Genomic DNA, 11210 nt, shown 5'->3' on the forward strand with positions numbered 1-11210 from the left:
AGCCGATCAATCGCCCAATAGCGCCTCGGCACGGCTTTGCCAGGGCCCTTCGAGGGCGGCGGCCCGGCTTAGCGCCTGGCGGGAGGCCTCTGAATCCCCCTGGTTGGCACGCAGCAACCCCAGGTTGAGCCAGGCCGCGCCCAGGTTAGGGTCGCTTTGCGTCGCCGCCTCAAAAGCGCGCTGTGCGGCGGCCGGCTCCTGATTGGCAAAGAGCGCATTACCGAGGGCGAACTGGCCCAGCGCATTGGCGGGGTGGCGCTCGACGAGTGCCTGCCAACTGCTGAGGGCGGCAACCGGGCCGTGTAGCCCCTCGTAAGCACTAATGGCCTCTACCGCGCCGCGCGCCGATACGTTGGCGGCAAGCTCCCCCGGCGCCTTGACCACGAACCCCCAGCGCTCGCTGCGCGCCCAGGTCGCATCGAAGCGGCTAAACGCCATCGTGTGCCGCTCGATTTCACCGCTTCTTAGAATCAAGCGCTGCTCGGGCAGGTCATAGCCGATCGCCACCGCGTAGTGCCAAAGCGGGTAGATCGGCAGTGACAGGTTTTGCATCACCACCACCGGCTCGCCGGCCGCCAGGTGGGCAAGTAGTGCGTCCATGGTGGGGCGGATCGGGTAGGCGATCAGCTCATGGCGGCGAACCGTGGCCAGCATTTCCGGCTGCAGGCTGCCTTCTCGCCCCGGCACGTACACCTGGGGAATGAGCTTCTTCAGGCTGACGTCTTTGCCCTGGTACGCGAGCACCATGGCAAGACTCGCCGGGCCGCACTGGTACTCGCTTTGCGCGAAGAAGGGGACGCTTGCAAGCTCGGCCTGGGGGGCAATGCTTTGATAGGTACTTTCGAGTAGAACCGGGCTGCGCGCGCAGCCGCAAAGCCAAAGCGCGAGCATGAAAACGCCCGCAAGGCGGGCGTAGTGAAGAAGAGGGCGCATCGGTGCGATTAGCGAGTAAACGGATAGACGTCGGTCAGGCCGAGAATATCGGTAATCAGCAGGATGATGAACACGGCAAAGAGGGTGCCGACCACGCCGCTGGCGCCGGCGGGCAGCTCGTCCAGGCGCTCGGCCATTTGCTGGGCTTCGCTGTCGCTCAGGGCGGCCACGCGTGCCTGAACGTCGCTCGGGTCGACGCCCTGGCCGACAAGCGCTTGCTGAACATCGGCGCGGGCCAGCAGGTCGTTGATACGCTGACGATCACTACCGGCCTGGTCGCTGGCGAGCATCGACTGAGTCGACACCATACCGGTCGAGGCACTGTTGCTCGACGCCATCACCGGCAGGCTGGTAACGACCAGCGCCAGAATCAACAGAGCGGAAAGGGAGGCACGCAGGGTTTTCATCGTCTTCATCCTTGGACAAATGCGCAGAGCGCTTTTTAAGTAGGTAATGAGTAATAGGTAATGAGTCGCCTGGACCACCTTAAGGGCGGCCATTCAAGCCTTTGCTAACGGGCTACACGCCAATTCGGTAGGTCCATGCGGTTTCGGTTAGTATACCTTTCGCGCCGGACATCGTCATCGCCAAATCGTGCAGGCCGGGCCAGAGCGGCACGCTGGACGCGCCCTTGACCGACAGATCCAGGCGCTGCGCCATGAGCAACAGCTTGTGCAGCCGCTTCATCGGCAGGCGGCTGATCGCCTTTTGGTACGCCGGGCGACGCTTATCGAAAATCATCGGCTTTTGGGTCTTGCAGGCGTGTTCGAAGCTCTGGCCCTGATCGAGATGTTGATGCAGCGACAAGAGCGTACGCAGCTCGCGGGTCAGCGCCCAAAGCACGATGGGCGCCTCGACCCCTTCGCTTTTGAGCCCGGAGACGATTTTCGAGACCCGCTGGGGCTCGCCTTTCAAGCAGGCATCCGCCAAGTTGAACACGTCAAAGCGCGAGCTGTCCTCGACACCCACGGCGATGCTTTCGACGTTGAGCCGCGTGCCCTGGGGGTGAATCAGCGCAAGTTTTTGAAGCTCCTGGTCGGCGGCGAGCAGATTACCCTCGGTACGCTCGCCCAGAAGCCTGGCCGCGTCCAAATCGATCTGCACGCCGTAGAGCCCAGCGCGGTCGCGTAGCCAGTAACCCAGCCGCGAAGCATCCACCGGCCATACCGGCACGAAGAGCCCGTGTTTATCCAGGCTCTTGAACCAGGCGCTTTTTTGCTGCTTGGCGTCGAGCTTGCCCATGCTGATCAAGAGCACATCGTCGCTGGCGTCCATCTGCTCGGCGTACTGGGCAAGCGCCTTACTGCCTTCCTGGCCGAGCTTTTGATTGCCTAAACGCAGTTCCAAAAGCTTGTTGGTGGCAAATAGCGACAGGTTGCTCGCCGTCTCCAGAAGCCGCCCCCAGGCGAAATTGGGCTCGACATCGAGCACTTCGCGCTCCTCGATACCGGCCTGGCGCGCGGCTTGGCGCACCGCGTCGCAAGCATCGCGGTGCTGCAAGGGCTCTTCACCGGCAACGATCACGACCCGGGGCAGCTTTTTGGCAAGCTGGCCCGGCAGTTGGTCGGCGAACACCTTCACGGCGGCGTCTCTAGCGTGGCGAGGCGCTCGATGATGCGCTTGGCGAGCTGACGGTTCAGCGTTTGATTCGCTTCATCCAACAGCGTTTCGCGGTTCAAGAGGTCGTCGTCGTTGACGCGGATACGCGTTGCGGTATCGACCACGGCATTGTTGAGCGCGTAGGCGCTGGTGTCGCGCTGCTGCACCGAGAGTGAGACGCGCATGGTCAGCTCGTGGTCGCGGTTGGCGCGTCCTTCGCTTCCCAGTGCGCGGTTTTCGACCCTGGGCGTGCCCAGGGTCACCCGCCAGGGCGCGCCAGGGGTTACGTTGGTCCCCATGCGGGTAAGCTGGCTTTCGAGCTCGCGGGCAAGCGGAGTAGCCGTCTCACCTTCGATCGTGAGCGCCGGAAGCGTGGGGAGCGAGTCCGCCCCCCGCAGTTGAAAACCGCAGCCGGCCAGTGTGGCCGCCGTAATGGCGGCGGCCCCCAGCGCCAGCAAGCGCCGGCGCGTTAATCTCATCGTGCTCATCCGCTCACCACGATATTGACCAGCTTGCCGGGTACCACGATGACCTTGCGCACGGTTTGGCCTTCGAGGTGGCGCTGTACGTTGTCGTTCTCCATGGCGAGTTTCTCCACGGAGGCCTTGTCGGCGCTCGCCGGTACCTCGATGCGCGCGCGCAGTTTGCCGTTGACCTGTACCACCAGTTCCAGACTATCCCGGGTCAAGGCCGACTCGTCCACGGCAGGCCAGCGCGCTTCGATGGCAGGCTCCTGATGGCCAAGCGCTTGCCAAAGCGAGTGGCAAAGGTGCGGGGTGATCGGTGCCAAAATCAGTACGCTGGCTTCCAACGCCTCCCGCGCCACGGCCAGGCCCTGGGGCGAGCTATCGTCGAATTTACCCACCGCGTTGGAAAGCTCCATCACGGCGGCGATAGCAGTGTTGAAGGTGGTCCGACGACCGATATCGTCACCGGCTTTCTTGATCGTTTCATGCGTCTTGCGGCGCAGTGTCTTTTGATGCTCGTCGAGGGCCTCGACGGAAAGCGCCTCGGGTGTACCGGCTTCCAGATGCTCGCTGACCTGGCGCCAGAGTCGCTTCAAGAAGCGGTGTGCGCCTTCCACGCCGGAATCCGACCACTCCAGGGACTGCTCCGGCGGGGCGGCGAACATCATGAACAACCGTACGGTGTCCGCGCCGAACTTGTCGATCATCGACTGCGGGTCGACGCCGTTGTTTTTCGACTTGGACATCTTCTCGATGCCGCCCATTTCCACCGGCTCGCCGTCGCTCATCAACACGGCGCTGATCGGGCGGCCCTTTTCATCGCGGGTCACTTCCACATCCGCTGGGTTGAACCACTGCTTGCCACCGTTATCCATGGGCCGATAGAAGGTTTCGGCGATCACCATGCCCTGAGTGAGAAGCTGCTGGAACGGCTCATCCGATTCGACCAGGCCGAAATCGCGCATCAGCTTGTGGAAGAAGCGGGCGTAGAGCAGGTGCAAAATGGCGTGTTCGATCCCGCCGATGTAAAGATCCACCGGCAGCCAGTAGTTAGCGCGCTCGTCGAGCATCGCATCATGGTTGTCCGCGCAGCAAAAGCGCGCGAAGTACCAGGAAGACTCCATGAAGGTGTCAAAGGTATCGGTTTCGCGGGTCCAGCCATCGCCCAGATCGGAAAATGCCGGCATCTTCTTGAGCGGCGAACCCGAGGCATCCACGGTGACTTCCATGGGAAGTTCAACCGGCAGCTCGTCATCGGTCAGCGGCACTGTCTGGCCTTCGGGGCCGTACTTCACCGGAATCGGCGCGCCCCAGTAGCGCTGGCGGGCCACGCCCCAGTCGCGAATGCGGTAGTTGGTCTTGGTCTCGCCGCGGCCGAGCTCGGAAATTTTGGCGGCGATGGCATCAAAAGCCGCCTCAAACTCGAGACCATCGAAGTCACCTGAGTTGATCAGCGTGCCGTGCTCAACAAAGGCCGCCTGGCTGAGATCCGGCGTATTGCCGTTTTCATCGGCAATGACGGGTTTGATCTCGACACCGTACTTGGTGGCGAACTCCCAGTCGCGCTGGTCGTGAGCGGGCACGGCCATGACCGCGCCGGTGCCGAACTCCATGAGCACGAAGTTGGCAACGAACACCGGCACGCGCTCACCGCTAAGCGGATGTACGGCGCTATGGCCGGTGGCCATCCCCAGCTTCTCCTTGGTGGCCATCTCGGCTTCCGAGGTGCCGCCCTTGGCGCACTCCTCGCAAAAGGCCGCAAGCTCTGGGTTATGCGCGGCGGCTTCTTTCGCCAGCGGGTGGCCGGCGGCCACGGCCACATAGGTCACGCCCATCAGCGTATCCGGGCGGGTGGTGTAGACCGAAAGCGGCTCACACGCGGCGCCGTCCGCGGCTTCGATATCAAAGCTGAGCTCGACGCCTTTTGACTTGCCGATCCAGTTGCGCTGCATGGTCTTGACCTGCTCGGGCCACTCGACCTTGTCCAGATCAGCCAGCAATTCGTCGGCGTAGTCGGTGATCTTAAGAAACCACAGCGGAATCTCTTTGCGCTCGACTAACGCGCCGGAGCGCCAGCCGCGGCCTTCGATGACCTGCTCGTTGGCCAGCACCGTCTGGTCCACCGGGTCCCAGTTCACCGTGGACATCTTCTTGTAGACCAGGCCCTTTTCGACGAGTTTGGTGAAGAACCACTGCTCCCAGCGGTAATAGCTCGTATCGCAGGTGGCGAATTCGCGGCTCCAGTCGTAGGCGAAGCCCAGTGCCTTGAGCTGGGTGCGCATGTAATCGATATTTTGGTAGGTCCACTCGCCGGGTGGCACCTGGTTTTGAATAGCGGCGTTTTCCGCCGGCATGCCGAAGGCGTCCCAGCCCATGGGCTGCATGACGTTTTTGCCCTGCATACGATGAAAACGCGAAACCACATCGCCAATGGTGTAGTTACGCACGTGACCCATGTGGAGCTTACCGCTAGGGTAGGGGAACATGGAAAGGCAATAGAACTTTTCGCGATTGGCGTCTTCTACGGCTTTGAAGCACTGATTCTTGTCCCAGTACTGTTGGGCGTCACGTTCGATCTCGCGAGGGCTATAGTGTGCATCCATCGGTTTTTCAATGCCTTGGCGTAATTCGCCCCACAAGGGCGCAGTATGAATGATAATGGCGGCTGTCAGATTAGTAGTGCCGATTGTATCCTATGCTGGTGTAACCTTGAACGGTTAGCCGGTGATAGCCCTTCAAGCAAGGACCGCGTGGTACTGAAACAGGAGAGTAACCATGGAACGAGATAACGACCACCGTTTACGCGAAGGCTACGAGCGCCTGCTCGAGCGTATGAAAGATGGTACCGGTGAACTCACCTGGACGAATCTGCAAAGGGATCTGGACGACGCCGTCGCCTTTGAAGCCGAGTTCGAGGAGTACACCAAGGACGAACTGGCGCTTCTGCGCGCCTGGGTCGAACGCGATTTGCGCGACATGCGTCACTACATGTCGGATACCGGCAAACAGGTGGCGCAGTGGCTGGGTATCGATGTCGATGGGGTTTCGCGGCGCGTGGTCGAGTCGCTTTTATCCATCGCCGATCGCAGCGTGGTCGAGCGCGAGCGATTCGAAGACGATTTAGAGGCGGCCCGGGCCGACTACTGCGAAGGCGAGCTGGCAGCCCCTGGCCTCATGGCCTGCGTGCATTGCGACGCCCAGGTCATGCTTAGCGGCGTTGCGCGGCTGGAGCCCTGCCATGAATGCGGCCATCGCTACTTCTACCGCTTCCCCAACAAGATCATCGAAACCTGAGTTCACGAACCGGATTTCGACGATTCAAGCGCTAAACTGCCCGATGCCTGCGATCGCGCCCAGCGAGAGCAGGCTCATGATGGCGGCGTAGGCCAGGTTATCGCGCATCATCTGATAGCCGCTCACCCCGTAGCGCCCCTGTAGCGAAAGATTGATCCCCGAAAGCGGCCCGACGCTGGTGCCCACCGCCCAACTACTCAGGGCGACAAAGGCGAACAGCGTCTGCTCGCTGGCAGAAAGATTCAGTATCGAGGCCAGCACCGACACCCCAATGATCGGATGAAGTCCCGCCAGGGCGCTCAATAAGATCGCGACATAGCTGATCATCGCCTGGCCGGTGGCGAAGCGCTCGAACAGTGTCCACTCATCCCCCGCCGCGGCGTTGACCAGCGTGGAAAGACCAACGGTCAAAAGCCCGGCGGCCAGAAACAGGGATATTTCCCCGCGCATGGCGGGCAACCGGTTGAAGGTGTGCTGGCGAATTCGCTTTGCCGTGAAAACGGGGCCCTCGCGTAGATTGACCGCGAGCGCCACGCCGGGCAGTAAAAAGGTAATGATACTCACGATCGAAAGCGACGGGGTGAGCCAAAAGTGAAAGAGCATCACCCCAAACGCCATGCCCAGCGGCATGAAGAGACTACGCGGTGAGAGCGAAAAGCCGTCGACGCCGCTCAAATCGAAGCGGCGGCGAAGCTCCAGCGTCGTAATTAGCCCGGACAGCATGGCGATGGGAAAGCCCACCAGGGCGATTTGGCTGTACTGAACCTCGGGCGCCAGTGCGATCACCACCCCCATGGACGCAAAAAACGGCGACCATAAAGCAGCGCTCGAGAGTCCGCGGTTGAGTGCTAAAAACTGCGGTGTGGTGAGTGGACTTCGCCGCGCGATACGGTCGCCCACCATGAACACGGTGGAAAGATTCAAAATCGTGCCCAGAAAGTGCACCCCAAGCCAGGTGCGCAGTACACCGCCGCTGCCGGTCAGTCGCTTACCCGCCGCGGGTTTGTTGCCTTGCCGGCCGACCAGCGAGATAAAGCTCACCCCGATCAGCATCGCGACCACGAACACGTTACCTTCCAGCACGTGCGGCCAATCCACATCAGCGCCGTATAGGAACCGCGCCGCCAAAAGCATCAGCCCGCCAATCCCGATCAGCGCCGCCGCCTGCACCCGCGAGCGCTTGGGAATGTCTTTCCAAAGCAGGACGACCGCCGCCCAAAGCAGATAACTCACAAGCTGGGTCGAGGTGATGAAGGGCGTAAACCCGATAATCTGCAAAAAAAGCCCAAGCAAGGCGAGCGTGCCCGCCAGGCGCCGCCGAGAGGTCGTTTGATCCATACGTGATCCTTTAACTTCGAAGGATTAGGCTAATCGGGAAAGCGCCTAAAGGCCAGCAGAAGGGCGGCGGCGCGCTTCTAGAGTCGAAACGGCCATGTGGCGCGAGTAAGCGATTAGCGCACCCGAGGCCTGGATAGATGCTCTTGGAAGAAATAGGTTCGGTTGTTCCAGTAACTTAGCGCCGATAGCTTTCGCGGGCGGCTCGCAAGCGCATTAACCGCGCTAAGACCAATCCATCAAATCCCTTGGAAGAGAGAGCTTGGGCTAATAAACGAGCTTTACCCGCAATCTTTCAATTGATAAAAATTATTAAATGATATTGATGATCGAATGGATATTAAGATAGGTTATTGACATTATGAACCTGGTTGATACTGGGTTTGTTTCAGAATAATCAGATGACAGAGAGAGACCATGGCGAATCGCGCTTATTTGTATAGCTGCAGTGGCATACCAGGCGAAGATGAAAAAGTGTCAATCACGGGCGTGTCAGAATGGAATTACGACATCCCACTACTTTTCAAACTGTTGGTTTCGAGCCAGCCGCGAGTTTGTGATTCGATGATTTTCGACCCTGAAGACGCTGAGGAAGAGCTGGACGACGGGGAGCTTGATGAGAAAGAGGAAAAGATTGCCTTATTGGGTGATTTTGAAGGGGGGCTTGCCAATCTCGAACAGTTTCTGAGCCGTATTGAGCGAGAGGATGTATCCAATGCTATTGAGGAAGCACGTCAGTTTCTTGCCTCGGATACGGTCAAAAATCGCTATTTTCTACTCGAGTGCGCCGAGGTTTTCTGGATGGATGATGAGAATGCGGAAATCCAGAATCAACGCTTACTCGAAGAGGTCAAAAACATCGTTGTTACCAGCAAGGCAGTGGCGACAGAACTTCATGAGCGTAGTGCTGGTGGAGTAATGAGCCGGCTTATTTCGCTGTTCAAGCCTGCGCCATACCGGCAATCATATAACGATGTCCTTGCCCTGGGCTTCGGTAACTGGTCGAACACTCTGTTTTATACTCGCGATGAATAACCGAAATAGGTAGGTCAGTTTGATTGATCAGTCTATCGAAGTGAAGAAGTTCAGGGCAATATATCGGTACTCCTTTGACGAGGAGTATTTCTATTTGTACTGGAAAAAAGGGCAAAATTTAGTAGAGGACCAGTACCCGCTGGCCGAGATGTCTCCGGTATTCGAGCGTTGGCGAGGTTATCCTCATTTTGTCGGGGAAGGGCTCTTGAAGGCGCTGATCTGTTTATCGGTATCCACGGTAATACTATGGCTTACCTCGACATTTTGGATTGCGATCATCGGCATTTTTATATTCATCCTTTCACTATCGCTTGTTTACGATCAAATTGGATTTTTAACACCCGTAACGGCTTCTATTTTGAGCTATGAAGATAAAAGCGGCAGTGTACTTATGTTTCATGGCAAAAAAACTGATGAGTGGGGAAGTTTCAAAAGGCAGCTTTCGAACGCTATCGCCGCTACCAAACGAGACGTCGAGACACGTTCTATAGCGCTCGTATCACCTTAAAGTTGCACGCTATAGAAGACGGTGCGTTTGACCATCGTTGTGACTGTTTGCAGCGACCAAACCGCTTTTGGTGTTCTGGTTTTTGTGCAGGATATAGGCAAGAGGTCATAGAGTATGGATTTTTCATGGTTGGTGTGTGACGCAGCGCATTTTGCGCAAATGAAAAAGGACCTGGTGGCGCAGGAGACGAACGACCCAGAGGATCCCGACTTGATTGCCATCGTCACGCCTGAAAAAAAGCTTTTTGTCTTTGAGTACGGCGGAAAACGTGCCTCGCTCTTCTTTCAGGTTAAAGAGCGCCGCTACCTTTCCGCAAAACGCGACGTACTTTTCTGTGAGGCAGAGGAGCGCGCGCATTTTTCAGACATATCTTTTTGGAAAGACGGACTTAACGAGTGGGGTGTTTGCCATATAGGCGATGAGGGCGTTACCCATCTCGAGGAAACCGGGAAGCCGCCGGGAAACTACGCCGTTATCAAGAAAACGCTGTTGGGAATGCAGCGCCAGCAGGAGCGTGACGATGAAGTCATCGACCACCTTTACTCCCTGGCGCTGCTGCAAGCCAAAGACCTCACGGGTTATGGCGCCGAGGAAGAAATGCCTCAAGGGGAAATTTATAAATGGGATTGTCGGCCCCGTCCCAACGCCCTGGTACGTTTTCTCGGTTACCTGATGGGACGGTATTGATGTTGGGTGTCTACTAAACATTTCTTTTCGATTATGACTTGGGTCATGGTAATGCCGTATTTGAAGAGGAGGAGGTAAACAGCGCCTCTTAGTGCTCTATAGTGCAAACCTCGAAACGTATATTCATACCCGCGTTCTAAAAGGACACCTGCTTAAGGCTGCTGAATGAAATAAGCGCCGACTAAATACCTATGGCTACCCCATTCGGTTAATCGAGAGCGAGGCTTCCCATGAATCAACCCAACAGACCCGTTAACCTTCACAAGGCCTACCACGCCCACGTCTACTTCGACGAAAAGACGGTCGTGTTCGCCACCAAGCTCTGCGCCGATGCTGGCGAAATATTTGGCCTCAAGGTTGGCCGCGTGCACCAAAAGTGCGTCGGGCCGCACACCAAGTGGAGCTGCCAGATCGTGTTTGGTCAGAAAAGCTTCGAGCAGTTCATTGCCTGGTTGGATACGAACAGAAAGGGCCTTAGCGTATTGATCCACGCCCTAACGGGTAACACACTCATGGATCACACGACCTACGCCTACTGGCTCGGTGAGCCGGTGGCGCTGGATCTGAACGGATTGTAGTCGCCAGGGCTGAAGCCAGGCGCCGTCTTGAAAGCTGCTTAAGGGGCGCATGGGTGAAGCGCTAAAGGCCTGCGGTAAGTAGTAAACGTTTTAAGCAGTAATGAGAGCCGTACATGGATATCGAGTCGAAAATCACGTTTTTGAAAGAGATAGAACCCTTCAAAACCTGTGAAAGAGAGTGCCATACGACGCAAATCGGAAGAGCCGAGAGCGATGCGGAGCACTCCTAGCATCTTGCGATGTTTTTAATGCTGGTTGAAAACGAACTGGAAGACGTCGATTTTCCCAAAATGCTCAAGATGGCGATGCTTCATGATCTTCCCGAACTATACGCCGGGGACACCAACCCTTATCGAAGCGATACGCGCCATAAAGAAGTGCACGAAAAAGCGGCGGCGAACAAGCTTTTTTCCAAACTGCCCGAGCACACGGCCCACTCTTTTGCCGCACTTTTCGATGAGTACACGGCGCAGCAAACCCGCGAGGCACAATTGGTAAAGTCCGCCGATAAGCTGATGCCGCTCATTCAAAACCTGTGCACCAGCGAACAGCGCTCGGCCTACAGAGACAGCGGCGTCGAGTATGCGGAGGCCGTCAATTATCTGGAAGCGTTTTTTTCGGATGGGGTGTTCAAAGAGTACTATCGGCGTTTGCTGTCACAAGCCCGGGCGCGCGGGGTATTTTATACCCCCGAACCAGCGACTCGGCTGAGTTAAAAAACGGTCGACGCCGTTGGGCGACACCCAACGACGGTGCTATTTTCGCTCGGCGCTT

12 protein-coding genes are annotated in these 11210 nt (G+C 57.8%); 6 read left to right on the top strand and 6 right to left on the bottom strand.

The features are described from left to right. Positions 1-6: 6 nt before the first annotated feature. The 5 genes from ACWHXT_RS07260 to leuS all read right to left on the bottom strand — a co-directional run bounded on the left by ACWHXT_RS07260 (position 7) and on the right by leuS (position 5602). The gene (locus ACWHXT_RS07260) at positions 7-933 is read right to left on the bottom strand and encodes a PA2778 family cysteine peptidase (RefSeq protein WP_447957775.1); all 927 of its coding nucleotides are present in this window, start codon (positions 931-933) and stop codon (positions 7-9) included. Positions 934-941: 8 nt separating this feature from the next. Beyond that, positions 942-1340, bottom strand: coding sequence for a PA2779 family protein (locus ACWHXT_RS07265; RefSeq protein ID WP_447957776.1), 399 nt, complete (start codon positions 1338-1340; stop codon positions 942-944). Between the two features lie 112 nt (positions 1341-1452). Next, the gene (gene holA / locus ACWHXT_RS07270; RefSeq protein ID WP_447895809.1) at positions 1453-2514 is read right to left on the bottom strand and encodes a DNA polymerase III subunit delta; all 1062 of its coding nucleotides are present in this window, start codon (positions 2512-2514) and stop codon (positions 1453-1455) included. Further along, positions 2511-3020 carry an LPS-assembly lipoprotein LptE gene (locus ACWHXT_RS07275; RefSeq protein WP_447957777.1) on the bottom strand — a complete coding sequence of 170 codons (510 nt, stop codon included), beginning with the start codon at positions 3018-3020 and terminating at the stop codon, positions 2511-2513. Before ACWHXT_RS07275 ends, holA begins: the two co-directional genes overlap by 4 nt. Beyond that, positions 3017-5602, bottom strand: a complete 2586-nt coding sequence (gene leuS / locus ACWHXT_RS07280) for a leucine--tRNA ligase (RefSeq protein ID WP_447957778.1) — start codon at positions 5600-5602, stop codon at positions 3017-3019. Before leuS ends, ACWHXT_RS07275 begins: the two co-directional genes overlap by 4 nt. Before the next feature lie 172 nt (positions 5603-5774). Here leuS and ACWHXT_RS07285 point away from each other — a divergent pair, with 172 nt between their 5' ends. Then, positions 5775-6293 (top strand): zinc ribbon-containing protein, encoded by a 519-nt coding sequence (locus ACWHXT_RS07285; protein ID WP_447528541.1) that lies wholly within the window; start codon positions 5775-5777, stop codon positions 6291-6293. Positions 6294-6317: 24 nt separating this feature from the next. Here the strand turns inward: ACWHXT_RS07285 and ACWHXT_RS07290 are convergent, their stop codons facing one another. Continuing rightward, positions 6318-7631, bottom strand: coding sequence for a hypothetical protein (locus ACWHXT_RS07290; RefSeq protein ID WP_447957779.1), 1314 nt, complete (start codon positions 7629-7631; stop codon positions 6318-6320). A gap of 414 nt (positions 7632-8045) precedes the next feature. Between ACWHXT_RS07290 and ACWHXT_RS07295 the strand changes: the two genes are divergently transcribed. The 5 genes from ACWHXT_RS07295 to ACWHXT_RS07315 all read left to right on the top strand — a co-directional run bounded on the left by ACWHXT_RS07295 (position 8046) and on the right by ACWHXT_RS07315 (position 11152). Continuing rightward, the gene (locus tag ACWHXT_RS07295) at positions 8046-8663 is read left to right on the top strand and encodes a DUF7822 domain-containing protein (protein WP_447957780.1); all 618 of its coding nucleotides are present in this window, start codon (positions 8046-8048) and stop codon (positions 8661-8663) included. A gap of 19 nt (positions 8664-8682) precedes the next feature. Next, positions 8683-9171 carry a hypothetical protein gene (locus ACWHXT_RS07300; RefSeq protein ID WP_447957781.1) on the top strand — a complete coding sequence of 163 codons (489 nt, stop codon included), beginning with the start codon at positions 8683-8685 and terminating at the stop codon, positions 9169-9171. A 114-nt stretch (positions 9172-9285) separates the two neighbouring features. Next, positions 9286-9858 carry a hypothetical protein gene (locus ACWHXT_RS07305; RefSeq protein WP_447957782.1) on the top strand — a complete coding sequence of 191 codons (573 nt, stop codon included), beginning with the start codon at positions 9286-9288 and terminating at the stop codon, positions 9856-9858. Positions 9859-10088: 230 nt separating this feature from the next. Continuing rightward, entirely contained in the window at positions 10089-10436 is a 348-nt protein-coding gene (locus ACWHXT_RS07310; RefSeq protein ID WP_447957783.1) for a DOPA 4,5-dioxygenase family protein, read from the top strand. A gap of 239 nt (positions 10437-10675) precedes the next feature. Beyond that, positions 10676-11152: an HD domain-containing protein gene (locus ACWHXT_RS07315; RefSeq protein WP_447957784.1), complete on the top strand. Its 477-nt coding sequence runs from the start codon at positions 10676-10678 to the stop codon at positions 11150-11152. Positions 11153-11210: the final 58 nt, after the last annotated feature.

This window comes from Vreelandella halophytica, from assembly GCF_968193635.1.

Bases quoted from the DNA above. Each gene is read 5' to 3' on its own strand.
- ACWHXT_RS07260 (WP_447957775.1), bottom strand. From the start codon at position 933: ATGCGCCCTCTTCTTCACTACGCCCGCCTTGCGGGCGTTTTCATGCTC.
- ACWHXT_RS07265 (WP_447957776.1), bottom strand. From the start codon at position 1,340: ATGAAAACCCTGCGTGCCTCCCTTTCCGCTCTGTTGATTCTGGCGCTG.
- ACWHXT_RS07275 (WP_447957777.1), bottom strand. From the start codon at position 3,020: ATGAGCACGATGAGATTAACGCGCCGGCGCTTGCTGGCGCTGGGGGCC.
- leuS (WP_447957778.1), bottom strand. From the start codon at position 5,602: ATGGATGCACACTATAGCCCTCGCGAGATCGAACGTGACGCCCAACAG.
- ACWHXT_RS07285 (WP_447528541.1), top strand. From the start codon at position 5,775: ATGGAACGAGATAACGACCACCGTTTACGCGAAGGCTACGAGCGCCTG.
- ACWHXT_RS07290 (WP_447957779.1), bottom strand. From the start codon at position 7,631: ATGGATCAAACGACCTCTCGGCGGCGCCTGGCGGGCACGCTCGCCTTG.
- ACWHXT_RS07295 (WP_447957780.1), top strand. From the start codon at position 8,046: ATGGCGAATCGCGCTTATTTGTATAGCTGCAGTGGCATACCAGGCGAA.
- ACWHXT_RS07305 (WP_447957782.1), top strand. From the start codon at position 9,286: ATGGATTTTTCATGGTTGGTGTGTGACGCAGCGCATTTTGCGCAAATG.
- ACWHXT_RS07310 (WP_447957783.1), top strand. From the start codon at position 10,089: ATGAATCAACCCAACAGACCCGTTAACCTTCACAAGGCCTACCACGCC.
- ACWHXT_RS07315 (WP_447957784.1), top strand. From the start codon at position 10,676: ATGTTTTTAATGCTGGTTGAAAACGAACTGGAAGACGTCGATTTTCCC.